At 42.0% G+C, this 26,633-nt stretch carries 18 protein-coding genes and 1 pseudogene; 11 read left to right on the top strand and 8 right to left on the bottom strand.

What is annotated here, in order from left to right; translation table 11 throughout:
* Positions 1–2 precede the first annotated feature (2 nt).
* Complete coding sequence (locus D0T51_RS01875) at positions 3–872, top strand: lysophospholipid acyltransferase family protein (protein WP_163724317.1); 870 nt, start codon at positions 3–5, stop codon at positions 870–872.
* 104 nt (positions 873–976) lie between these two features.
* Here the strand turns inward: D0T51_RS01875 and D0T51_RS01880 are convergent, their stop codons facing one another.
* Genes D0T51_RS01880 through mfd form a run of 3 tightly spaced genes read right to left on the bottom strand, consistent with a single transcriptional unit; the run spans position 977 to position 8,878 of the window.
* Positions 977–3,577, bottom strand: a complete 2,601-nt coding sequence (locus D0T51_RS01880; RefSeq protein ID WP_163724319.1) for a glycoside hydrolase family 2 protein — start codon at positions 3,575–3,577, stop codon at positions 977–979.
* 11 nt (positions 3,578–3,588) lie between these two features.
* The gene (locus tag D0T51_RS01885) at positions 3,589–5,487 is read right to left on the bottom strand and encodes a long-chain fatty acid--CoA ligase (protein ID WP_163724321.1); all 1,899 of its coding nucleotides are present in this window, start codon (positions 5,485–5,487) and stop codon (positions 3,589–3,591) included.
* A 28-nt stretch (positions 5,488–5,515) separates the two neighbouring features.
* On the bottom strand, positions 5,516–8,878 hold the full coding sequence (gene mfd, locus D0T51_RS01890) for a transcription-repair coupling factor (RefSeq protein ID WP_163724323.1): 3,363 nt from the start codon (positions 8,876–8,878) through the stop codon (positions 5,516–5,518).
* A 102-nt stretch (positions 8,879–8,980) separates the two neighbouring features.
* On the opposite strand from mfd, the gene D0T51_RS01895 reads away from it, so the two are divergent.
* From D0T51_RS01895 to D0T51_RS01925, 8 genes and pseudogenes are all read left to right on the top strand, one after another.
* On the top strand, positions 8,981–10,213 hold the full coding sequence (locus tag D0T51_RS01895) for a Cof-type HAD-IIB family hydrolase (protein WP_163724324.1): 1,233 nt from the start codon (positions 8,981–8,983) through the stop codon (positions 10,211–10,213).
* Between the two features lie 3 nt (positions 10,214–10,216).
* The gene (locus tag D0T51_RS01900) at positions 10,217–11,281 is read left to right on the top strand and encodes an isochorismate synthase (RefSeq protein WP_163724326.1); all 1,065 of its coding nucleotides are present in this window, start codon (positions 10,217–10,219) and stop codon (positions 11,279–11,281) included.
* 82 nt (positions 11,282–11,363) lie between these two features.
* On the top strand, positions 11,364–13,028 hold the full coding sequence (gene menD, locus D0T51_RS01905; RefSeq protein WP_163724329.1) for a 2-succinyl-5-enolpyruvyl-6-hydroxy-3-cyclohexene-1-carboxylic-acid synthase: 1,665 nt from the start codon (positions 11,364–11,366) through the stop codon (positions 13,026–13,028).
* A 9-nt stretch (positions 13,029–13,037) separates the two neighbouring features.
* Entirely contained in the window at positions 13,038–13,862 is an 825-nt protein-coding gene (menB, locus tag D0T51_RS01910; RefSeq protein WP_163724331.1) for a 1,4-dihydroxy-2-naphthoyl-CoA synthase, read from the top strand.
* A 151-nt stretch (positions 13,863–14,013) separates the two neighbouring features.
* Positions 14,014–15,015 (top strand): annotated as a pseudogene (locus tag D0T51_RS12380) (o-succinylbenzoate synthase); the annotation flags it as partial.
* Positions 15,016–15,066: 51 nt separating this feature from the next.
* The gene (locus tag D0T51_RS12385; RefSeq protein WP_306439041.1) at positions 15,067–16,131 is read left to right on the top strand and encodes an AMP-binding protein; all 1,065 of its coding nucleotides are present in this window, start codon (positions 15,067–15,069) and stop codon (positions 16,129–16,131) included.
* Positions 16,132–16,152: 21 nt separating this feature from the next.
* Positions 16,153–18,120 carry a DUF3857 domain-containing protein gene (locus D0T51_RS01920; RefSeq protein WP_163724333.1) on the top strand — a complete coding sequence of 656 codons (1,968 nt, stop codon included), beginning with the start codon at positions 16,153–16,155 and terminating at the stop codon, positions 18,118–18,120.
* A 24-nt stretch (positions 18,121–18,144) separates the two neighbouring features.
* Entirely contained in the window at positions 18,145–19,734 is a 1,590-nt protein-coding gene (locus D0T51_RS01925; protein WP_203583292.1) for a DUF3857 domain-containing protein, read from the top strand.
* Between the two features lie 39 nt (positions 19,735–19,773).
* Here D0T51_RS01925 and D0T51_RS01930 read toward each other — a convergent pair whose 3' ends face one another.
* The 3 genes from D0T51_RS01930 to D0T51_RS01940 form a co-directional block, all read right to left on the bottom strand.
* A complete protein-coding gene (locus D0T51_RS01930; RefSeq protein ID WP_163724335.1) occupies positions 19,774–20,229 on the bottom strand; it encodes a hypothetical protein in 456 nt (151 codons plus the stop codon).
* Between the two features lie 367 nt (positions 20,230–20,596).
* Positions 20,597–21,172: a hypothetical protein gene (locus D0T51_RS01935; RefSeq protein WP_163724337.1), complete on the bottom strand. Its 576-nt coding sequence runs from the start codon at positions 21,170–21,172 to the stop codon at positions 20,597–20,599.
* A gap of 10 nt (positions 21,173–21,182) precedes the next feature.
* Positions 21,183–21,653: an RNA polymerase sigma factor gene (locus D0T51_RS01940; RefSeq protein WP_163724339.1), complete on the bottom strand. Its 471-nt coding sequence runs from the start codon at positions 21,651–21,653 to the stop codon at positions 21,183–21,185.
* A 441-nt stretch (positions 21,654–22,094) separates the two neighbouring features.
* Here D0T51_RS01940 and D0T51_RS01945 point away from each other — a divergent pair, with 441 nt between their 5' ends.
* A complete protein-coding gene (locus tag D0T51_RS01945; protein ID WP_163724341.1) occupies positions 22,095–22,511 on the top strand; it encodes a type II toxin-antitoxin system HicB family antitoxin in 417 nt (138 codons plus the stop codon).
* 330 nt (positions 22,512–22,841) lie between these two features.
* The gene (locus D0T51_RS01950) at positions 22,842–24,458 is read left to right on the top strand and encodes an ABC-F family ATP-binding cassette domain-containing protein (RefSeq protein ID WP_163724343.1); all 1,617 of its coding nucleotides are present in this window, start codon (positions 22,842–22,844) and stop codon (positions 24,456–24,458) included.
* Positions 24,459–24,571: 113 nt separating this feature from the next.
* Here the strand turns inward: D0T51_RS01950 and ccsA are convergent, their stop codons facing one another.
* Complete coding sequence (gene ccsA, locus D0T51_RS01955; RefSeq protein ID WP_163724345.1) at positions 24,572–25,354, bottom strand: cytochrome c biogenesis protein CcsA; 783 nt, start codon at positions 25,352–25,354, stop codon at positions 24,572–24,574.
* Entirely contained in the window at positions 25,341–26,606 is a 1,266-nt protein-coding gene (locus D0T51_RS01960; RefSeq protein ID WP_203583293.1) for a cytochrome c biogenesis protein ResB, read from the bottom strand. The genes ccsA and D0T51_RS01960 overlap by 14 nt, the downstream gene beginning before the upstream one ends.
* Positions 26,607–26,633: the final 27 nt, after the last annotated feature.

A 26,633-nucleotide genomic window follows, 5' to 3' on the forward strand; every position in this document is an offset into this window, starting at 1 on the left:
TGATGAAGAAACAATTCGGCAATTTTCTTTTTAGTGGTCTTTATCTTGGCGTGTATCTGGTTAGTTTAATACCGATGCAGATACTTTACATGGTATCTTCCTTTTCTTCTTTTCTGTTGTTTTATGTTATACCTTACCGGAAAAATACGGTTCGTTTAAATATGACCCGTTCTTTTCCAGAAAAAAGTGCAACAGAGATCGATCAGGTCACACGCGATTTCTATCGTTGTTTTACAGATAATGTGGTAGAGATTCTCAAATCGTTTTCTATTTCTTCCAAGCAACAGATGGCGAAGGTTACAGTCATTGGGATGGAGAGGATTGAAGAGCAACTACAACAAAACAAACATGTCATTATTTGCATGGGGCATTGCGGCAATTGGGAGATACTGAATATATTATCCCATCGTATTGCTATTCATATGTATGCAGTATATAAACCATTACGAAATAACCTGATGGACAGACTGTTTCTTTCCTTACGCACACGTTTTGGCATGAGGCTTGTTCCGGCAAAGTCCATAGTCCGTCATTTGTTGTGCAACAAAGCCAATCCTTCGGTATACTTCTTTATAGCCGACCAATGTCCGAAAATAGTAGAAGAAAAGTATCGTCTGGTAATGTTAAATCAACACACCAGCATGTTCTCCGGTGTGGAAAAGTTAGCCCGCTCGACAGGAGCAGCTGTGATGTATATGCATATCACCCGGGATAAACGGGGGAAATATACGATTCAATACAAACCTATTTGCATGGATCCTCAAAAAACGGAAGAGACAGAGATCATAAAACAGTATGCGTTTTTATTGGAACAAAATATTCAGGAAAAGCCCTGTGATTGGCTTTGGACGCATAAACGATGGAAGCGATAATGAAAACATCACAAAGCGGGAAGAGAAAAGAGGTATAAACAGTATGACAAACTGATATAAAAAAACACCGGAACCCTATAAAGATGTTCCGGTGTTTTTTTATATCAATAGGCATCCGCAATGCTCTCCGTTTTCAACTGTTTATCAAAAGCAGCTTTATCCAATGTTGTTGTCACGTGAATCACCTTGCTTTGTCCAGGCAAAAGATCAAAGTAATTATCGGAAAAGAAATTATCTATGCCTTCAATACTCAGAAAAACACCTCGGGCAAATTGATCGCTCTTCACAGTGACGTCATAACCATCCGTAGCCTTTACTGAAGATGTCTGAATACGGGCTTTAGGAAAGTCGATATCTTTATAGCGGGTAAAAAAGTAATTGTTTGTGTACAGTTTTTTATCTTTAACCTCTTCTTCAAAAGAGACTGCTACAACAACTTCATTTCTGTTCTTATCCTTCAACAGTTTGTCGACAGGGGCTGAAAAATGTATGTTACTACTGTTGGGAGACAAACTGACTTTTGTCTGTGTTTCATAAACCGGATGCCCCTGCAAATCCATAATACGGACAGATAATGTACCCCGGGTTGATTTCAAACGATCCGAAACGATATAAATCTTTAAAACATCCTCTTCCTGGATAGGAGAAACAAGAATATCTTCAAAAGCTTTTTTCGCAAAATAATGCTGTGCTTTCCAACGCCCATAATAATCACGACTCGACCAGGAGGCTACCGGCCAACAATCGTTATGTTGCCAATACAAAGTACCCATACAATAGGGCATATCCCTGCGATGTGCTTCTATAGCCGTTTTGATCGCATCTCCTTGTAAGAGTTGTCCCATATAAAGAAAATTGGGGAAGTCTTTGGGTTTGCGGTATTCATTCAATAGGTACCATTCGATCAGACCGTTCGCATGACTACCTCCCCGCTGATGTGCCATCATTACATCCGAATGAATATCCTGATCCCGTTCTTCCGGTGCATATTTCAATACCGATTGATATTCAGGGAATGATTGAAATCCATACTCAGAGAAGAAACGAGCTTTAATAACATTATAATTGGCTATAGAGTCACGGGCATGCCATACTCCCCAATAGTGTGCGTCACCATCCGGATTCCACAGGCGTTTTCCACTTTCTGCGCGGGCATCCGGGTTACCACCATAGGGAGAAGAAGGCCAGTAAAAGGCAGTCGGGTCGTATGCCGAAACAACCTCCGGCAATACTTTATGGAATACGTCTTTATGATCTTTACGCATCTCTTCCAATACGCCTAGTTTCTCGTATTTACGCATCCACCCCCAGTTGAACCAAGCGGTATGATTTTCATTGTTTCCACACCAGATAGCAAGACTGGCATGGTTACGCAGGCGTACTACATTGTCTATCGCTTCCTGACGAATATTTTCCAACAGTGCAGGCGTCATCGGGTACGTACTGCAGGCAAACATAAAGTCTTGCCATACCATTATACCGTATTTATCACATAAGTCGTAAAAGATCTTGTTTTCATAAATCCCGCCTCCCCATATACGAAGCATATTCATATTGGCATTGACCGCATCCAGGATTGTCTTTTCATATTGTTCATCCGTTACACGGGGTAAAAAGTTATCCTGCGGGATATAGTTAGCCCCTTTGGCAAAAACCTTCACGCCATTCAACTCAAAATGAAAGGTATGTCCTTCCGCATCTTTTTCATAAACCACCTTCAGACTGCGGATACCCAGATTGTCGTTCTTTGTATCAACCACTTCTCCATCCATAGACAAGACAGCCTTAAAAGGATAAAGATGGGCTTCTCCCAAGCCGTTCGACCACCATAACTTCGGATTAGAGATCGACAGGTCTAACGCTATCAGGTTCTTTCCTTTTTGCACCTCTACCTTCTTATTCCAAGTATGGCGGATACCTTCCGCCTGAATGGTCAGTATAGCTGTACCCGCTTTATCGGCAAACACTTCGGCCTGCGTTTTGATATTCGCTTTCTTGGCCGTTACTGATTCTTGTATATAATGAATATTGTTAATACGGGCTTTATTCCAACCGACCAGGTAAACCGGACGCCAAATACCACTGGTCACAATACGCGGTCCCCAGTCCCAGCCATAATGATAGCCGGCCTTACGGGCAAAGACACTTACCTTTTTGTCGAACATCCCTCCGTTCTCTGATTGATCGTTACCTGCTTCCAGCGGATAAGGGAGGGCATCAAACTTAGGCATGTCTACCTTGATAGGAGAATGGAAATAAACACGTAATTCATTTCCGTTCTTTTTCAGTAGATCTTTCACTTCTACCCGCCACTCGCGAAACATATTATCGGCTTTAAGGACACAGGAGTCATTCAGGTAAACATCAGCATAAGTATCCAAGCCTTTAAAGTCCAACTCTATATTGTCTTTATTAAAGAGTTCGGGAGAGATATCCAAAGTCGTCTTGTATTCCCAGTCTTCTTTGTCCACCCATTGAATACCCCGTTCATTCAAACGATAAAACGGATCCTCTATAATTCCATTATTCATCAGGTCTAATTGTACGACTCCCGGTACAGTTGCCGGATACCAATTGTTCCCACGTACTTGTTTAAAAGACCAACCTGCTGACAATTCTTGTTGCATAAGCCCATCAGCATAAACAGGAGCACTTAAAACACAAAGTGCCAAAGAAGTGGTTGCAATAATTGTTTTGTATGACATATTCGTTTTTCTTAGAGTGATTGTTTATTTTTCTCATTCACCGGATTCTTTCCTTCTGGAGTATAAAGATACTCCAAACGATCCATATAGAGTTTCTCTACTTTTCCCCGGACAATTTTAAGCGAACTGTTTACCAGCCCGTTTTGTTCAGTAAAAGGTTCTGGTAAAACCGCAAAAGTAGTAGGAAGCCAACGGTCCGGGAACAGAGAAGCCAAGTCGCCTCCTTTACGGAAACGGTCTATCTGCTTCTGTATATCAAGGATAGCTGCTTCTTTTCCCTCTTGTGTATCCAGGGTCAAATGTTGAAAGGACAAATGCTTTTTCAAGGCTTCTTTATTGGGCACGATCAAAGCCACCGTATAAGGACTTTGGTTATTGTATAACACAATCTGATCGATAGTCGAAGCATGTTCTACCAATGCTTCTTCAATGCCTTCCGGACTGTATTTTTCTCCGTCACTACCGATCAATAGACTTTTAAAACGTCCCAACACATAAAGCAGTCCATTATGCATATAGCCCATATCTCCGGTGTATAACCAACCGTCTTTCACTGTCTCTGCCGTAGAGACCGGATTCTTCCAATAACCAGCCATCACATTTTCACCCCGAATAACGATTTCGCCTTTTTCTCCTTCGGGTAATTCTTTTCCGTCATTATCACAGATTTTCAGGTCAAGCGGTTGCACCAATATGCCGCTACTCCCGAACTGGTAACGGTGTGGTCCGTTGGTCGAAATAACCGGTGTTGCTTCACTTAATCCATACCCCTGATACATAGGCAGTCCGATGGTGTAATAAAACTTTTGCAGGTCTTTATCCAATAAAGCTCCGCCACCGACAAAGAATCTCAAATCCCCTCCAAAACTTTCCCGCACTTTTGAAAAGATTACTTTATCCAATAAACAAACAAGTGGTTTCAATAGAAAACGCCAGCCTCGTCCTCGCTCTTCTCCGCTATCCCCATAATAAGTATAACCGATTTTTAACCCCCAATGAAACAACTGAGTCACCCAAGCGCCTTTACTTCTTATTCCCTGTTCTATATTTTTCTTGAAGTTTTTGGCCAAAGCCGGCACACTCAATATCAGGTAAGGTTTTACCTCTTTTATATTAACAGGTATGTTTTTGAGCGTTTCCAGACCAGTCTTTCCCACCTGAACAGTGGCCACAGAGGCTCCTTTATGCATGAATATATAAAAGCCTACTACATGGGCAAAACAATGATCGAGTGGAAGTATAACAAGGGTACGCCATGAACTGTCAATATCAACACAGGAAAGAGCCTGTTCCACATTGGCTGTATAATTTCGGTGGGTCAGGATAACACCTTTCGGATCAGCGGTTGTTCCTGAGGTATAAGTAATGGTTGCATAATCATCATTTTGCAAAGATTGCCCGATAGACAAAAACTCCTCCTGCGAGTGTTCCTGCAACCAGGCCTCCCCCATCCGGATTATTTCGGACTGACTGATTTCTTTTTCTTCGTAAGAAGGCAGATCATCGAAGACAATCACTTTTTCAACTCCGGGTAATTGATCTATTATATGGCGTATCTTTTTCAACTGATTGGCCGATACCATGATGAAACGAACCTCTGCATGCAACAGACGAAACAATAAGTCATTGGCCTCTTCCAATTTTATCGACAAAGGCACATTGGTAGCTCCTGCATAGAACATGGCTAGTTCCCCAATGATCCAGGCATTGCGTCCTTCACTGAGCAAAGCCATATTGTCTCCTTTTTGTACGCCAAGGGCTACCAATCCGGCACCCAGGGAATACACCTGTTCTTTCACCTGGGCATAGGTTGTAGGAACAAATGTATCCTTCGTTTTTTCCAAAAGGAACGTATTGGTCGGATATTGTTTGGTTGAATCCTCAAAAAGATCGATAAGGGTCTTTTTCATAATACGTTATATTTAAATTTAGTTAGTACTATCTATTATCTACAGGCATCTTATCCATATTCAGCATTATATCGCAGGCGTTTTCCACCGTCGGCACCTCTTTAATAATAATACTTCGTTTACCGTTCTGTTCCCTCAAGTTACAACGACGGGGATTATTTTGGATATAAGCCAGCAGTTTATCGAAAGCTTCACTTTGGTAATAAGGACTTTCAGGGTTTGCAATCAGATATATACTCATCTGTCCTTTTTTCAATACCACTTTCTCCATTCCCAGGTTTTTGGCCATACGACGCAGACGTACAATACGAATCAGTTCTTTTCCTTCTTTAGGTATTTTCCCGAAACGATCTTTCAGTCTTTCGGTAAATGCCAGGACATCCCGTTCCTGTTCCATCTTATCCAGTTCACGATAAAGCGAAATTCGCTCCGAATCGTTTGGTATATAGGTGGGAGGAAACATGAGCTCCAGATCACTCTCAATGTAAGTCTCCCGCACATATTCACTTCCAGTATCGCGTTTATCCTTGTTGATATCGATATATAAATTGGCAAACTCTTCCGTTTTTAACTCATCCACAGCCTCTTCCAATATCTTTTGATAGGTTTCATACCCCAAATCGGCTATAAATCCGCTTTGCTCCGCTCCTAAGAGGTTTCCTGCTCCCCGAATATCCAGGTCTTGCATAGCGATATGTATGCCACTGCCTAATTCGGAAAAGTTCTCAATAGCTTGTAAACGTCTTCTAGCCTCCTGGCTAAGAGTAGATAAAGGGGGGGACAACAAATAACAAAAAGCTTTTCTATTGCTTCGTCCGACACGGCCTCGCAACTGATGCAAGTCAGACAGACCAAATTGCTGTGCATTGTTGATAATGATCGTATTGGCATTCGGCACATCGATACCGCTCTCAATTATACTGGTTGCAATAAGCACATCATATTCGTAATTGACAAAGTCAAGTAATATCTTTTCCAATACTTTCGGATCCATTTGTCCATGCCCGATGGCTATACGTGCATCCGGCACTTCCCGGCGCACCAAGGCTTCGATTTCATAGATATTCTGAATGCGGTTATTGATAAAGAAGACTTGCCCATTGCGGCTCATCTCAAAATTAATAGCTTCACGGATGATATCCGGATTGAATCGTTCGACCTCCGTCTGTACCGGGTATCGGTTGGGAGGAGGAGTAGTTATATTACTCAGGTCACGCGCCCCCATCAAAGAGAATTGCAATGTGCGGGGAATAGGTGTGGCAGTCATTGTCAACGTATCGACATTGGTTCTCATTTGCCGGAGCTTCTCTTTGACCGAAACACCGAATTTTTGTTCTTCATCAATGATTAATAAGCCAAGGTCTTTAAATTGCACATCCTTACTGACAATGCGATGTGTGCCGATAAGTATATCGACTTTGCCTTCACTGACCCTTTTCAGTGTCTCCTTTACTTCACCCGTTGTACGTGCACGACTGATATACTCGATTTTACAGGGATAATCTTTTAAGCGTTCGGAGAATGTCTGGTAATGCTGAAATGCTAAAACAGTAGTAGGCACAAGCACAGCCACTTGTTTATTATCCGCCACAGCTTTAAAGGCAGCACGAATAGCCACTTCCGTTTTCCCAAATCCTACATCCCCACATATGAGCCGATCCATAGGACGGTTATTTTCCATATCCGACTTCACCTCCGTGGTTGCTTTTGTTTGATCCGGTGTATCTTCATAAATAAAACTGGCCTCCAGTTCATGCTGCATGAAAGAATCTTGTGTATATGCAAAACCTTGCTCCTGTTTCCGTTTGGAATAAAGAATGATCAGGTCACGGGCAATATCTTTCACCTTAGCCTTTGTTCTTTCTTTCATCCGTTCCCAAGCACCTGTACCCAGTTTATTCAACTTAGGTGATTCCCCACTTTCTTTCCCTTTGTATTTGGATAGTTTATGCAAAGAATGGATACTGACAAAGATTATATCGTTGTTCAGGTAGATCAGTTTGATAACTTCTTGTATTTTACCATTTACCTCTGTACGTACAAGCCCTCCAAACTGTCCTACTCCATGATCGATATGTACGATATAGTCACCTGTGGCAAACTGATTCAATTCTTTCAACGACAGCGAAATCTTACCGCTCCGGGCCTTTTCACTTTTTAGGCTGAACTTATGAAAGCGGTCAAACAATTGGTGATCAGTAAAAAGACATATTCGTAATGTCTCATCTGCAAATCCTTCATGAAGCGTTTTATTTACAGATACAAAAGGGATGTTCTCTTCCCTGTCTTCAAAAATAGTCCGGATACGAATCGCCTGCTTTTCTACGTCACTCAGGATATAAAGCGTAAATCCTTTCTCGATATAAGCAAGAAAGGACTGACTGACCATGTCAAAGTTTTTATGGTAGATAGGTTGCATTTGGGTGGTGAAAGAAACCGTAACATCAGCCACTCCCAACGGACGTATACCAAAATGAATACGACGAAAATTCAACACAGCATGCAAAAAATCAGCATCGGTGATCAATTTATGCCGCATCTGTTCCTGGTCGGCAAAAGACTCTTCATCACCGATCATCGGCATTTCGTTCCACAAGCTTCCGATACGTTCTTTGCACCAGGCCATATCTTTCGCAGCCACAATTGTTTGTACCGGGAGAGATTGCAAAAGGGAAGATTTGACATCTCCATCCTGGCTCATCTTCGGCACAATATGAATATTTTCCAGTTTTTCCTTTGACAACTGTGTCTCCACATCGAAGGATCGTATCGTTTCCACCTCATCTCCGAAGAAGTCTATACGATAAGGGTATTCATGTGAAAAAGAAAAAACATCCAGAATACTACCACGCAATGCATATTGCCCCGGTTCATACACATAATCCACCTGTTCGAATCCATATTCATCCAATACATCGGAGACAAACATATTATCGAGTTTCTCTCCTGTATGTATCTTTAGGGTTTTCTCTTTTAATATATCCTGTGAAACAACCTTCTCGGCTAAAGCATCCGGATAGGTCACTATGACAAAGGGCTCTTTTGCTCCCTGCAACATACTCAGCACCTCTGTTCGTAATATCTCATTGGCAGCATCTATATGTCCATATTTGATAGAGCGCCGGTATGAGGATGGAAAGAAATAGACATGCGAACTGGCAGTCAACTGTATCAGGTCATGGTAAAAGTAACCGGCTTCTTCCATATCGTTTAGGATACAGAGAAAAGAACGCTCTTTTCGCGCAAAAAGAGAGGCTATTGTCATAGCTGCACCCGAACCGTTCAGTCCCTTTAGAAAAATGTTACGTGACGATTCGTTTTGAATGAATGTATGTAATGCAGAAACCTGTGGATGCGCGGCATATAAACTAAGTAATTCTTGAACTTCCACTCTCAAAATTAATTTACGCAAAGATAGTCATTTTGCATTTCTTTAATCTTAATACGACTGGTTTTTTCTTACTTTTGCATTTTAAACCAAACGTATGACGTAATGAAGTATAAATTATTAGTCTTAGACGTAGACGGAACTTTACTCAATGAAAAGAAAGAACTAACTCCCGGCACATATGCTGCCTTACTGAAAGTGCAACAGATGGGCATTCGTCTTGTTCTAGCTTCCGGCAGACCGACACATGGAGTTTTACCCATAGCCCAGGCTTTGGAGTTAGATAACTACGGAGGCTATATTATGTCCTATAATGGCGGACAAATATTCAATACGAAGACCGGTACTTTATTATTCGAAAAACGAATAAACCCGGAAATGATCCCCTACTTGCATAAGAAAGCGAAGAAAAACAATTTCCCCATCTTCACCTATCAGCATGATAAGATTATCACAGATACTCCTGACAATATGCATATACAAAGAGAAGCTCAATTAAATGGAATGCAAATTATAGGAGTCAATAATTTCCTGGAAGCTGTAGATTTCAGCCCATGTAAATGCATGTTGGTCAGTGACGACATCTCCTCCCTTACCGGATTGGAGAATCATTGGAAGAAACGCTTAAATGGGGTATTGGATGTATTTCCCTCGGAAACCTATTTCCTGGAGGTCGTACCTACAGGTATAAACAAAGGAGATACACTTTCTTTTTTACTAGATCACCTGAACGTTAAAACAGAAGAGGTAATTGCTATCGGTGACGGTGTATGTGACATCCCTATGTTGCAGTTAGCCGGCATTGGCATTGCTATGGGAAATGCCAACGATGCCGTGAAAAGCTGTACCGATTATATGACTTTGACCAACGAAGAAGAGGGGGTGGCCGCCGCCATCGAAAAAACAATACTGGCTGAAGTCCGTGCCACACAAATACCCTTAGCCGAACTCAATGCCCGTGCCAAACACGCTTTGATGGGTAATCTGGGGATTCAATATACGTATGCTTCTGAAGATCGTGTGGAGGCGACTATGCCAGTAGACGTACGCACCCGCCAACCTTTTGGCATTCTTCATGGAGGAGCCACCTTGGCATTGGCCGAAACAGTCGCAGGCCTGGGATCCATGATTATTTGCAAACCGGATGAGATTGTTGTCGGAATGCAGGTTAGCGGCAACCATATGTCTTCTGCTTCAGAAGGAGACACCGTACGTGCTGTTGGTACAATTATTCATAAAGGCCGCTCCTCCCATGTATGGGATGTAAATATTTACACATCAACTGACAAATTAGTATCCTCCGTACGTGTTGTTAATAGTGTTATAAAGAAAAGATAAAGGATGAAGGAAGAGAAACTCATGGCCATTGACGCAGCCATTCAACAAAACAAAAGTTTTGCCATCTACCGTATTCCGGGAGAAAACCAACTTCGTTTCGTTGCAACAGATAACGATGCGATTCATACCTATTATGACATTGAAGCACTCAACCAACAAATGGGTTTTGTAATTGCTCCTTTCCGTATTTCTGATGAATGTCCGATCTTGTGTTTACAAGGGAAAGAAGAAATATTGGACATACCGTCTATTATGTTATCGGAAGATAATCATTTTTCTCACCAGCCTGTCCCCCAAACTTCACCGGGATACCTAAAACGTTTTCATAAATTTATTACTCCACTAAGGGAAAAAAAACTGGATAAACTGGTGCTTTCCCGACAGGTAATAACAGACCGTACGGAAGATTTTTCACCTGCTCTTGCTTTTCTGAGAGCCTGTCAACGTTATGTCCGTTCGTATGTATACTTATTTCATACCCCGCAGACAGGTACTTGGTTAGGCAGTACTCCGGAGATCTTGTTATCTGGTGAGAAAGGGAGTTGGTATACCGCAGCTCTAGCAGGCACCCAGCCATTAATAAATGGAAAACTGCCTTTGATTTGGAGTGAAAAGAATTACGAAGAACAACAATTGGTTGTCACCTATATTCACAACCAATTAAAATCCGCCGGCATAACCCCGGAAGAATATGGTCCTTATGCAGTTCAGGCAGGTGAATTATCTCATTTAAAAAGCGATTTCCGTTTCTCTCTTCCTGACAATAATTACCTGGGAGATCTATTGAAATTATTACATCCGACTCCAGCCGTTTGCGGTCTTCCGCGTGAAGAGGCTTATCGGTTTATCCTATACAACGAAGGTTATGACCGCCGTTATTATTCCGGCTTCCTCGGATGGCTTAATCCGGAAGGTAAAAGCGACTTATATGTAAATCTCCGTTGTATGGAAATAGAAGAGAAAAGATTAAAACTATATGCCGGAGGAGGTTTACTTCCTTCTTCTACTGCGACTGAAGAGTGGCAGGAAACGGAAGATAAACTGAGAACAATGAAAGCACTCATTTGATTGAAAATGAAAGATTAAAAACAAAGTATGAATACCTACAGTCTTTCTGATCTTGCATTTTCAACGTCCAATTATAAAAAAGATGTACTCTGATAAAAAAAATATCCTTCAACTTGTCGCCCTATTAAAAGAGCACGGTGTAAAAAATGTAGTATTATGCCCGGGAAGCCGGAACTCACCAATCGTTCATACCTTGGCCAATCATCCTTTCTTCTCCTGTCATTCGGTAACAGATGAACGGAGTGCCGGTTTCTTTGCCATCGGTTTGGCTTTGCATGGAGGAAAACCCGCTGCTGTTATATGTACCTCAGGAACAGCCTTATTGAATATTCATCCGGCTGTAGCAGAAGCCTTTTATCAACAAGTACCCTTGATTGTTATATCCGCAGACCGCCCAGCTCGCTGGATTGGACAAATGGATGGACAAACAATACCCCAACCCGGCGTATTCGGCTCATTGGTGAAAAAATCAGTGAACCTGCCGGAAATACAAACAGAAGAAGATCTATGGTACTGTAACCGGTTAATCAACGCAGCTCTCCTGGAATTAAATCATCATGGAAAAGGGCCGGTACACATCAATATACCTCTTTCAGAACCTTTATTTGAATTTACAACCGACACATTACCTGATGTGCGTGTGATCACCCGCTATCAGGGACTAAACGTATACGACAAAGATTACAATGAATTGATCACACGCCTAAACAAATACAACAAACGTATGATGATCGTAGGGCAAATGACCTTGATCTACCTGTTTGAGAAAAAAATAAGCAAACTGCTTTACAAACATTTTGCCTGGCTGACAGAACACCTGAGCAACCGAACGATACCCGGTCTTCCTCTAAAAAACTTCGATGCAACCATCTATGCTCTTCCGGAAGAACAACTGGAAAAAATCAAACCGGAGTTAGTTATTACCTATGGGGGACATATCGTATCCAAACGGTTGAAGAAGTATCTGCGCACCCACCCTCCGAAAGAACATTGGCATGTATCCCCGGACGGCGAAGTAGTCGATTTGTATGGTTCGCTGACGACGGTTATTGAGATGGATCCCTTTGAATTCTTAGAAAAGATAGCCTATCTATTAGAAAACAAACCCTGCACTTATCCCCAACTATGGGAGAATATAGCAAAGACCATTCCGGAACCGGAATTCCCCTATTCCGAAATGCATGCGATTGGAAATTTGATGAAGGTTTTGCCGGAAGTATCTGCCCTGCATTTGGGTAATAGCTCCACGGTACGATATGCACAATTGTTTAATATACCAGAGACTGTTGAAGTATGTTGTAACCGGGGTACTGCCGGCATTGACGGCTCCTTATCCACTGCTTTAGGATATGCCTCTGCATCCGACAAGATTAATTTTATCGTGATCGGTGACCTTAGCTTCTTTTACGACATGAATGCGCTCTGGAATGGACATATACGAAACAATGTACGCATCCTCTTACTCAATAACGGAGGAGGAGAAATCTTTCAGACACTCCCTGGGTTTAATATGACAGAACAGACACACTCGTATGTCACAGCCTCCCATAACACCTCGGCACAGGGATGGGCACAAGAAAGAGGTTTTCAATATATGTCTGTCCACAACAATACGGAACTGACTCAGGCAATGGCTATATTCTCCCAACCGGAAGAAAGCGAAAAGCCTATCTTACTGGAAGTTTTTACAGACAAAGCAGAAGATGTGCGCCTATTGAAAGAGTATTACCATCAACTCAAAAAATAATAAAATCATATGACAACAAAAAGAGAGTGGACCTCCATCAAAGAATACGAAGATATCTTATTTGATTTTTATAACGGGATTGCCCGGATTACAATCAACCGCCCCCGTTACCGTAATGCCTTTACCCCTACCACTACCGGTGAAATGAGTGATGCCTTGCGGATTTGCAGGGAAAGGGCTGAAATAAATATTGTAGTAATCACGGGTGCCGGAGATAAAGCCTTTTGCTCAGGAGGAGATCAAAATGTCAAAGGTTTTGGGGGATATATCGGTAAAGATGGCGTACCCCGCCTAAGCGTATTGGATGTACAAAAACAAATCCGTTCAATACCCAAACCGGTAATCGCCGCCGTAAATGGTTACGCTATTGGAGGAGGACATGTATTACACGTCGTTTGTGACCTCTCAATAGCTTCCGAGAATGCAATATTCGGACAAACAGGTCCCCGCGTGGGTAGTTTTGATGCCGGATTCGGCTCTTCCTACCTGGCACGCGTTGTTGGTCAGAAGAAAGCGCGCGAGATATGGTTTCTCTGCCGGCAGTACAATGCACAGGAAGCGTTGGAAATGGGACTCATAAATAAGATTGTACCCTTGGATCAACTCGAAAATGAGTATGTTCAATGGGCTGAAGAGATGATGCTCCTGAGTCCATTGGCTCTACGTATGATCAAAGCCGGACTAAACGCCGAACTGGATGGACAGGCAGGCATACAAGAACTGGCTGGAGATGCCACCATGCTCTACTATATGACAGAAGAAGCCCAAGAAGGCAAACAGGCCTTCCTGGAAAAACGCAAACCAGACTTCAAGAAATACCCGAAGTTTCCCTGATTAGAATCAGGGAAACTAATTGACAATTGACAATGAAAAGAGAAGTTGACAATGAAAAGAAAAGAGAGAAAAGAAAGGATTTAAAGAAAGAACAAAATAAAAAACATTGATTCACAAGAAACACCCCTACACGCTCTCCTCTCATTGTCAATTGTCAATTGTCAATTGTCAATTGAAGTTCCGGCAACCAGCCGGAACTTCCCGCGGCTCTTACCATGTCCGGAAAGTCTGGTATGTACTTATTCACTCAACAGAAAAGCCGGAAAAATGGGGAATCGGGGAATGTGCGCCTTTACCCGATCTGAGCATAGACGCACTTCCTGATTATGAATATATCCTAGCCAAGGCCTGCCGGCAGATTGAAAAAGTGGGTAGGCTGGATACCGAAGCCCTTCGCTCCTACCCGTCGATCTTGTTTGGACTGGAAACAGCCATACGGCACTTCGAAACAGGTAGTTTTATTTTATGGGATACCCCTTTCTCCCAAGGGAAAATAGGGATCCCTATAAACGGATTGATCTGGATGGGGGACTACCGCAAGATGCTGGATCAAATCGAGGCTAAGATGAATACCGGGTACCGATGCATCAAATTAAAGATTGGCGCCATCCGCTTTGAGGAGGAGTTGGAGCTTCTTCGACATATCCGAAAACATTATTCAGCCAACGATATAGAACTGCGGGTAGATGCCAACGGAGCCTTTTCTCCAAAGGATGTGATGGAGAAACTGGAGAAACTAGCCGAACTGGATATCCATTCCATTGAACAACCCATACGAGCCGGTCAATGGAAAGAAATGGCAGAATTGACTACAAAGAACCCACTTCCTATTGCTTTAGATGAAGAGTTAATCGGCTGTTTTACCCCAGAAGAAAAAAGAGATTTACTGGAAAAGATACATCCTCAATATATTATTCTCAAGCCCTCACTGCATGGAGGCATACAAGGTTGTACCGAATGGATAGAAGAGGCCGAACGCCTGCAGATAGCCTGGTGGGTCACTTCTGCTCTTGAATCTAATATCGGGCTCAATGCCATTGCCCAATGGTGCGCCACCTGGAACAATCCTTTACCGCAGGGATTAGGTACCGGACAACTGTTTACGGACAATGCCGAAATACCCCTTCTTATCCGAAAAGATTGCCTGTGGTATGATCCACTGGGTAAACACATCTCCCTCCCGAAGCAGAAAGAACAGATATTGATGATCGAAGGAAAAATATTTTCCATTGCTGAAATACGAAGAAAGGCGAACCTTCAGACTGAAGAGACAGCTCTTATCTGGAAAAATCTGTATGCGTTCTTACTCGAATGGTTCAACGAATCTCCTGTTATCACCGTGCAAACATCCGGATCCACGGGAGAACCCAAACAAATAACCGTACGGAAAGAACAAATGAAACAGAGTGCCCGCCTGACCTGTTCCTACCTGAATTTAAAACCGGGGGATAAAGCTTTCTTATGTATGCCACTACAATTTATAGGAGGTAAGATGATGGTGGTACGAGCTATTACACACGGGCTGGATCTATGGGTCACGACTCCTTCCGGTCATCCCTTTTCAGAGAAGATGCCAATTGTACATTTAGCAGCAATGACACCTATGCAGGTATATAATACCTTGCAGGTACCAGAGGAGGCGGAACGATTGAGAGCGGTTGAAAATCTCCTGATCGGTGGAGGAGCGATTGACGGACATCTTGAAGAAATGCTCTCATCTTTTCCCAACCCTATTTATTCAACTTATGGGATGACAGAGACACTGTCGCATATTGCACTCCGCCGTTTAAACGGAACAGAGGCTTCTCCTTATTACAAAGCTTTCCCCTCCGTGAAGCTTTCCCTTTCAGTAGAGGAAACACTTGTCATCGATGCCCCCCTTTTATCGGATGATATACTCACGACAAATGACCGGGTCCAACTACTCCCGGATGAGAAGCAGTTCCTCATCCTGGGCCGCAAAGACAATGTTATTAACAGCGGAGGCATAAAAATACAGATAGAAAAAATCGAAGAGATACTGCGTACTGTTATAACTGTTTCTTTTGCTATCACATCGGTAATACACCCTCAATGGGGAGAAGCGATGGTGTTATTTATTGAAAAAGAATACGATTCGTCTCTCCCGGAAAGAATATCCGGCATTTTACCTAAAACACAGCGTCCCAAACACATATGGGTAACCGATAATATACCGCTAACCGGTACGGGTAAAACAGACCGGGCCGCCTGCAAGAGGTTGGCAAACGAGATATTTAAATCATTCTAATAAACATAAACATATATGTCAATGAAAAGGTCTCTATTATTTATTGTATTTAGTCTCATGGCTTTATCGTTTGCTTTCGGGCAAACAGACGATAATTGTCAATTTCCACAGGATCCCACCCAGGAAATAGTAAAAACCTATGCCGGTTATGACTGTTTAGTCTTATTGGATAGCACATCGGTATCTGTTCAACCGACAGGCTCTGGCACTTTTTCCATCTATAAAAGTGTCAAGATACAAACACCTAAGGGGGCAGTAAAAAACCGAATCATTACATACGATTACGATCCACTGACAGCCTTCGCCGAGTTTCGTTATGCAACGATCTACCGGGCCAATGGCGACATTATCAACCTGGATGTAACACAGGCATGTGATTATGCGGCACCTGCCAGAGCAATCTATTGGGGTGCCCGTCAGATCATGTTAGAGATTGGTCGTTTATACCCCGGAGATGTAGTAGAATATATGATTCATAAAAAAGGCTTTACCTATGCCCTGTTGACAAACGGGCTGGAGGATGATTCCCGTTTTATCCCTCCCATGCGTGGTCAGTTCTATGACATCGTCCCTTTCTGGGTGGAAGACCCGACACTTCGGAAAGTATATACAGTAAATGTACCCCAAGAAAAGGAGTTACAATTCCAATTCTACCAGGGAGAATGTTCTTCTTCTGTCTATTGGGAAGGGAACAACAAAACGTATACTTTCGCTATAAACAACGCCCTGCCGTTCAAACGGGAAGCCAATATGGTTGATTTGTTTGATGCTGCTCCTAAACTCTTTATGTCTTCCACCCCAAATTGGGTCGAAAAATCCCTTTGGTTTAATAAGGTGAATGAAGACTATGGTAGTTTCGCCCCTTTGGCTGAGGCACAACAAAAGGTAAACGAACTGATCAAAGGGAAGAAGACAGAGATGGAGAAAATTGCCGCACTGACCCATTGGGTAGCGGATAACATCCGCTATTCCGGCATCTCCATGGGAGAAGGAGAAGGTTTTACCCTGCACAATACAAAAATGAATTATACAGACCGTTGTGGGGTTTGTAAGGATATTGCCGGCACATTAATCTCTTTCCTTCGCATGGCCGGTTTCGAAGCCTACCCGGCAATGACTATGGCAGGAAGCCGTGTAGAAAAGATTCCTGCCGACCATTTCAACCATTGCGTTGCTGTTGTCAAATTAGCCAATGGCACATACATGCCATTAGACCCGACATGGGTTCCTTTCTGCCGGGAACTTTGGAGCAGTGCCGAACAACAACAAAACTATTTACCCGGTGTTCCGGAAGGATCCGATATATTAATTACACCCGTATCTGCCCCTGAAAATCATTACGTACGTATAAAGTCAAACAACCGGATAGACAACAAAGGCACCCTTTATGGTGAATTTACCATCACCGCCGAAGGACAGTCCGACAGCAACATCCGTCGTATCTTTACCCGGGGCTGGCAAACAGACTGGATAAACACGTTGGAAAAAGAATTACTGGCGGTCTCTGCCAAAGCCCAATTAAAGAAGGTTGATTACGGTAAAAACCCCAAAGACTACCAGGCTGCACCTATCAAGATCACATTCAGTTATGAGATTCCTGCATATGCCCTGGTAACAGAGAACGAATTGGTGTTTAAACCGATGGTAATGAATAACCTCTATAGTTCCGTACAAAGTTTCCTGCGCATAGACACCCGCCTGGAAAAAAGAAACTACGGCTTCAAAGATGCCTGCTCCCGCCTGGTGGAATTAGATGAAACGATCCGGTTACCTAAAGGTTTCCATTTGGTAAGTAAACCGAAAGAGGATCATTTACAAAATAACAGCGCTACCTTTACAGGTTCACTCCAACAGGAAGGAGACAAAATAAAGCTCCTCAATTCATTGGCATTAAAGAAACGCGTATACGAGGCTTCCGACTGGGAGGGTTTCCGTACAGCAGTGAATGCCTACAAAAAGTATGGTGATTATATAATCCTGAAAAAGTAATCTAACCTAATAACAACATTTATTATGCATACAATATATAAAATCACATTGTTTCTTTCTTTTCTGATGATAACGGCCTTAGCTTTTGCCGGATCGGAAGCAGAATATAAAAAGATATCAAAGGCATGGTCATTACATGCAGACGGAAGCCAGGAATATCGGTTCGGCATGGAACTCACCCTCTTCACCCATACGGCAATGAACAGTACCTATGGAGAGAGCTTCATTCTGTACAACCCGAAGTATCAAAAATTGAAGATACACGCATCCTACACCAAACAAGTAGACGGCACCCTTGTGGAAACACCGGAAAATGCATTCGTTGAAGTGCTCCCCCGTTGGGCTGCAAACGCTCCTGCCTACAATCACCTGAAAGAAATGGTAGTTGTTCATACCGGATTGGAACTGGGGGCCACCATCTACCTGGATTACTCCATCATCACCCAACCGGGTTATTATCCGGCATTGGATATTCAGGAGAGATTACAAGAGACATCTCCGGTAAAAGAATATACCGTCTCTGTCTCTGTCCCCGAAAATACTCCTCTCAACCGGAATTTGTACGCTTCTTCCGTCAAAGCCACCGAATCCCGTTCCAATGGAACAAAAAAAGTGCAATGGACCCTTCGGAATATACCCGCATCTTCCCGTGAATCTTTTCTTCCTCAAAACGGAGAGGGAATACCTTGTCTGCTTGCGACAACTTATAACTCCCAGGAAGAGGCATTATCTGTCCTTCAGAAACGACTTATACAAGGTCTTAAACTAGAAGCAAAAGGCAATGCTGAGTATATCACTGAAAACGCTACAACAGAGACTGAAAAGGCAGCCATCATCCAAAATCATATAGTGAACAATATGAGTACAACAGCTATTCCTCTGGAGCAAACAGGGTATGCGACACGTTGCTGTGACGATGTGCTTCGCAGTGCATACGGTACTCTTGCCGAAAAAACACAATTGTTAGCTGTTATGTTGCAGGCTGTCGGAATACCCTGCGAAATCATAGCAATCTATCCGGCAAACCTGAAACAGGAAGCCTGTGGACTGAAAGCCATCAAAGGGCTCGCTCTCAAAGCAACTATAGAAGGGAAAGAGCATTATCTATCTGCTGCAAGCCTGGCCCCTTCCACCATCCCACAACGAGGATCACTGGACCGGTTATATACTTTATCCGGAGAAGCCTTTGAAGTCACCACCCAGCCTATTGTCATAAAAGAAAAGAAAGCAATCACCCTCAAAGCCGATCAGGCTAAAAACGGATACATTGTTTATACGTTGCCGCCACATGCTACCGGGATTGACACCTGGTCTATAAACAGGCTTAACAGCAAACGAAATAATCTCTTTGAACTGCCCTCTTTGATTGATGAAGAAATAATATATACTCTCCATATAGAGGAAGGCATGAAACTACAAACACCAGTTGAATCCTTCACTATAAACAAACCTTTCGGTTCTTATAGCCAAACAATACAACAAGAAGGTAATACGATTGAGGTAAAGAGAAAGATCGAATTAAAACAACTACAATACACACCGACTGCATACAAAGAGTTACGTACATTGTTGATTGAATGGAGTCAAACAAACAATATACTTCTTCAATTGTAAAAAATAAGACAGTGGTTAAGCAGATGGCTTAACCACTGTTTATTTACGTATCAGTAAATATTTATAACCCGTATCCGAGATATCCTGGATATACAATGAATCTCCACTAATAGCTATGAGATAAGCCGGACGTTCGGCATAAAAGACATCCATCAAATAAGAATCATAACCTGCACCGGTCGGTCCTTTCCGCCAGTTCAGATCTCCCGGTTCATCGGTTCCGTTTTCCGACCAGATGTATGTATCTTCCTTAAAGGTGATAAAAGTATTCTCAAACTCACCTGTTTCCCGTGCGTTTTGTCCGCTGATAAGTTCCCATCTGCCGTTTATGGCTTTTTTTATTTCAGGTAAAGACTTATCATACAATGTTTCTCTGATAACTTCCCGTTTTATAGGTTCCTCTTCCTGTTTGGCTTGAGAAGAACGGGGTTGGCAACCCTGAAGTGCTATAGCCATCCCCATGATTCCAATTATACAAGCTGCCGTTTGTTTCATATGCGTGTGCGTATTTGTTTTTTATTTTATATTTTCATCGGTTTGACTTAACCGATTGAGGAATAAACCTTTTGCAGAGTTTTAAATTTCAGAAGTAACGATTTAGTAACCGTGCGTATTTCAGCGTTTTGCCGTGCAATACTATCAAAACAACTTGCAGTAAAGGTAAATAATTTCTTTGAGACTTCAAGCATATATTTTTCCTTTTTTATCTGGTAAACACCTCCTCTATGGAAAGAATAAATAAGGCAAGGCTTTTATCGGAAATACTCTTTCGAGGTACAAGAAAGAAAGATTTCCGATAAAATTCATTTCAGCCTTGACGTTTTATTCTTGGAATATATATTTGTGTTCAGATAATAAAGGATTATTCCAATTTATTTAATTCTTTCAATTCTTTAGTCGTATCAACCAATGTGTGAATATGGTTTGAAGACCAATGGAAAATAAAACAATCTATCGCAACACCAACAGGAATTATCAAAAATATTAATACCTTGGAAAAATGAGGTAATGGATAAACCAAGAGTAAACTTACTACTAAAATGAAAACTAATACATAACATATCAAATATGACCAAACAGTTAGTTTCTTATAGGATGATACCTGTTTGTATAACACTGGCACAGATTCATCTAATTTCATTTTTGTAAGTTTCAGATAAGAAATAATATTCAGACCACTGGCAACCAGTAATAAGATTACAACTTGAACTCTTACCCATAATGCTCCATTATTTACAAAAACACTATAGTATATCATTCCTATTGCGAATAAGAAGAGAAAGATAGATGCAGACTTATCTGCTCTGACCAATCTTTGCCATGCTGTCATGCGTCGGGTTTTCAAAATATAGGCAAGTGTTTCTTTGTTGGCAAATGTACTTGCCGTGATTTTTTCGTTTAACTCCTTCCAAGCTAATTTCATTTCATCTTGTTCCATAACTTATGCATTAAATATTTGACATTTGTTTCAATTTTTCTTTCACCCGACACAAACGAACCGACACATTTGACTTGGATAACTGCAAGATTGAGGCTATCTCATCGTAGCTTTTTTCATCCAGCCATAGTAAAATGAGTGCTCGATCCATTTTATTAAGTCTTTTTATAAGGCTATACAATTCTTGAAGTTGATTATTATCTTCATTTTCATACACGTCCAAATCTGTTTGTAATGGGACAAATTGCATTTTGCCTTTTTTTCTTAAATCACTGATACAAGTGTTTAAGCAAATGCGATAGATCCATGTAGATATTTTGCACTCCGATCTATAGTTTGGGTATGCCAACCATAGATTCATCAAAGACTCTTGAAAAAGATCATTCAGATCCTCTTTATTATTCGCATACATCAAGCATACTTTGTAAAGTATCGGTTGATAGGGAACTATCACTTCTATGAATTCAGTTTCTCTTTTCATGTACTGCATTTGCTTTCTTTTTATCATTAGTCGCAAAACCTATAGAAAAACTACATCTAAGCAAATTATTTTTTGAATGGTTCTGTATCTGATTAAGAATACAGGTGGGTTTCCAAAGCTTATAGATTTCCGATACGTTTTATTACTCCTAAAAAGCAAAAATACGACAATTCATCCTGTTCTTAAAAAGTGAAGGAAATAGTGTGGATATGGGGTGCCTTTTGTGTCTTATACAAGTTGAAATGCTAAAAACCACATCGGATAGAAATATAGTTATCTTTATGTTGTGATACTGATAGGGAAATGACGATTTAAAAGATGGCACTTTAGCATCAATTCTAAGAGAAGCGGGGCTTAAATAGCCCGCTTTCCCTTGGAAAGCGTATGATCTCAACAATCAAACATATCAAAATGTAGTTATCAGGTAACTAAAAGATCAAAATGGCAGAACAAAGCAAAACATTAATCGTGATTGTCGAAAAAGCTGACAATAACTATTCCGCTTATATTCAAGGCGTAGACGGTATAATTGCTACCGGTGCAACCTTCGAAGAGATTAAAAGGAATATGACAGATGCTATCGCAGCAACAATCGATGAATGTCAGGAGTTCGGATACGAATTGCCTGAGGAACTATCAGGAGAGTACTCGTTAGTTTTTAAAATGGACGTAAAATCTCTATTAGAGTTTTACAATGGAATTTTTTCAAAATCTGGTTTAGAACGTATAACCGGTATAAACCAAAAACAGTTATGGCATTATGCTTCTGGTATGCGTAACCCTAGACCGGAACAAACTTTAAAATTAGAAACAGCCTTGCATAAACTAGGTAAGGAATTGTTGTCTATTCAGTTATAAAAAGAACAGCATAATTTAGGAGAAGCTGCCAAATGGTGGCTTTTCTTTTTTAATATACATAAAATATGAGAGAAATGATAGATGTAAAAGGATTAGAAATAAGAAAGAGTATGAATTTATTAATCTTTCATTTTAGAATTTTAGAATTCTTATTACCTTTGCGCCAGTATTAACGAATAATTACTCCAATGAGAATATCTAAATAAACTGTCGGTTGTAACAAACCGACCTCTGTCCCACTCTACAAAGGGACATCTATCGGTTTCCAATGAATCATGTGCATAAACAATCTACCTCCGATTGTCAAATGCCGACTTTATTTAGATCACAATGAGTTTAATAATACAACAAATCGCATATATACATGCGGACAACGAAACATTGTTTCGTCACACCAGTTTTATCCTCCATAAAGGTGAAAAAGTAGCGTTGGTCGGTCCTAACGGATCCGGCAAATCCACCCTGTTACACATCCTGGCCGGTCATCTTTCTCCGAATGAAGGGGAGATTATATCCCACTCTTCCCCCTATTACGTACCCCAACACTTCGGACAATATGATACGCAGACAGTAATGCAGGCTTTGTTTATCGAAGAGAAAATCAAGGCTTTACATGCTATTTTGGAAGGAGATGCATCCCTTTCCAATTTCACCACATTGAATGATGACTGGAACATTGAGGAACGATGCATAGCTGCATTATCTTCCTGGGGATTGGCACATATAGAATTGACCCAATCCATGGCTACCCTGAGCGGAGGAGAAAAAACAAAAGTCTTTCTCTCCGGATTACAAATCCATTCACCCGAAATTATTCTATTGGATGAACCCTCCAACCACCTGGATGCAGAAAGCAGGCAAAAGTTATACGATTTCATAACGTCTAGCCGCGCAACAATCCTTGTTGTCAGTCATGACATCACCTTGTTGAATCTCTTGCCGGTAACCTACGAACTCAATCCAAACGGGGTTACAGCCTATGGAGGAAACTACCTTTTTTATAAAGAACAAAAAGAGATACAGTTGCAAGCCCTGCAAGCTTCTCTGGAAGAAAAAGAAAAAGAGTTACGCCTTGCCAAAAAGACAGCACGGGAAGTGGCCGAACGCAAACAAAAACACGAAGCCCGTGGGAAAAAACTAAATGAAAAAAAAGGGGTCGGTAAATTGGCGATGAACGTATTCAAAGACAAAGCCGAAAAAAGCGGAACCCAATTAAATGATATACATGCAGAAAAGGCGGCCACCCTACTTGACAGTATCAATCAACTGCGTAAGGACCTGCCGGATGGTAAGAGTATGAAAATCAATTTCAACTCACCCAACCTGCATACGGGTAAGATGCTGATCAAAGCCGAGAAAATAACATTCGGATACAATGACACCTCTTTGTGGCAGGACCCTCTCGACTTTATCATCCGCAGTGGAGACCGTTATATCATTCGTGGAGATAATGGTTCCGGCAAAACGACCCTTCTCAAACTAATCACAGGCACACTCTCCCCCCAGAAAGGTACAGTAGAGAAGGCTGATTTCAGTTATATCTATATGGATCAGGAATATTCCCTCATCCGCAATGAACTGACTGTATACGAGCAGGCGCAACAGTATAACACACACTATTTCCTTGAACAGGAAATTAAAATGTTGTTAAGTCGTTATCTTTTTCCTCACGAGACATGGGATAAGCCCTGCGTACACTTAAGTGGTGGAGAAAAAATGCGCCTGGCATTTTGTTGCCTGATGCTTGGAAACCAAACGCCGGATATGATTATCCTGGATGAACCCACAAACAATCTGGATATACAAAGCATGGAAATCATCACGGATGTAATCAAAAGATACCAGGGTACGGTGGTGGCCGTTTCACACGATGCCTATTTTGTGCAGGAGATTGGTATAAAAACGGAGATTCAGTTGAAAGGATTCAGCAAACATGCGGGGAAATAAAAGTGTCGATAGTCGTCGACACTTGTGCTGATAATTGTCGACACTTGTGTCGATATATATCGGCAATTGTGCTGATATATATCGGCAATTTTATTTCCACGGGGGAAACAGAGCTAATACACATGAATGCTTCCCTGTGCCGAAGGCAGGTAGTTTACTCCAATCCAGGTTATCATTAATAATATAAATGCAATGGGAAGCAGCCAAAGGGATGTTTTCTCCTGTTTTTTTCCTTGTAATCGCATATGTATATAAGCCAGATAACCCATAGAGGTTACGAAAGCCCAGGTCTCTTTCGGATCCCACGACCAATAATGCCCCCATGCCTCCTTCGCCCAGACAGCTCCCATCAACATGCCCAATACAAGAAAACCGAAGCCGATATAGACAATATTGTCGATGAAGGCAAATATCTTCTTGTCGGAGTGGGAGGTCAACCGTATCTTCCGAAGCTGTACAAAAGCCCCGATGGTAGCTGCCCCCAGCATGGCATACGATAGGATATAAGAGGTCACATGAGGTACAAACCAAATACTTTGTAAAGCTGGCATCAGGTTCTTCGAATGAATTTCGGGTTTGAACAGATTGACAAACACAAAAACAGAAGCGACCAATGCCGAGAACGACAAAAGCCACGGATATTGCCACCGGCGGTATGCCAGATAGCCAACGACAGATAAAAAGAATGAGTACCACAAACGGGTCTCTCCCATCGTCCGCATGGGTGGGCGTTCGATGTGAATCCAGAATCCGATAATAAACGTGGTAAACAAGACAATGCCGGAAAGCATCAATATGTCAGCCAACCGTTTCTGAGATCTATAAACAGTAAGTCCGGCAGCCAACCAAAGGGCTACCGAAGGGATGGCAAATCCTATAAAGTTACTCCAATTCATCTTTTTCTTCTTTCCGTTTTATACTTTTTCCACTCAGAATCATCGCTAGGGCACCTAAGGCTATAAAGATAAAACCAATGTAAACGGGGGTAATCCAGGGATCATACACCAGCTCCATACTGCTATAAGAGGACAATCTGCCCGCTTTATCATCATAACCATACTGGTAGATTGTCCAATGGCCTATTCGCAAGGGGTGGTTTACCTCCAATATCCCTTTTTTGATAGTCCCATCCGGTGTATAAGCTTCTATATCCGACATAAACCGTTTGGGTTCAGGCTGGGTCATTACCACGCATTGCTGCGCATCGAGTGACAATGTCATATACAACTGCGCCTGATTGCCTCCGCATACCCAACCGCTTCGTTCCTCACCTTTGTCGTTTACAACTCGGATCTTAACTGCCGGAGTGGCACCGGGCATGGGTACTTCGCGATACGTGCTGTCACTACTGCGAACGGCCTGATGGATATATTCTTCCACTCCTATATACCATCCGTTCAGACGATCCGCAGGCGATTTTACGTCTATCTGGTAATAATCCGGATTATCAGTTGGCAGAGGTTCTCCACTCTGACGGTCGATTACAGTTAATTGAGGAGGGTATTCCTCCATATCAAAGTCATTGAGTTTGATGCCTATGGGCAGTTCTTTCACATTGCCATTATCATCGTATACACGCCATTCTACTTCGCCTTCGCGCACATACATAACATACCTTGCCCTGTCGGCATATCCCAACCCTGAAGCAAAAAGCACCAGCCAAAGCCCGATATGATTCAGGTAGAATCCATAATCTTTTCTTCTGAACCGGTAAAGTCGCCGGGCAATCAGGCTGCCGAGGGAAAGAAGGGTGGTGAAGTAAATGAATACAAAAGCCCACGAATGGGTCATATTGTCGAATCCCAATCGGCTGAAAAGAGTTGTCGGATTATTGCCAGAGGTCGTTTGTGGAGTTAATCCCATGATAAGGCAAAGAATAAGCAAGGCCGATATCAGGCAAACAGCAAAAGGTACGCCCGTGAACCACCTCATAAACCGGCTTTTGCCTATCCATAACGAAACAACACATAGTGCCACAAGAGCGATTCCAACCCACAGATTGACCGGTGCCGCCAACAGATAGAAATTAAAGCTCCCGGTAGTTAGTTGCAATAGGAAGCCGACAATGACTATTCCGCAAGTAATGATAATACTCTCCGTATAACCCCAAGGCATCTGCCATATCTTGCGGTTTGTTCTTCTCTCCATTCGATTAAGGGTATAAGGATTGAAATC

It is taken from the genome of Parabacteroides sp. 52 (assembly GCF_010500925.1).
In the GTDB taxonomy this organism is placed as follows: domain Bacteria; phylum Bacteroidota; class Bacteroidia; order Bacteroidales; family Tannerellaceae; genus QVMG01.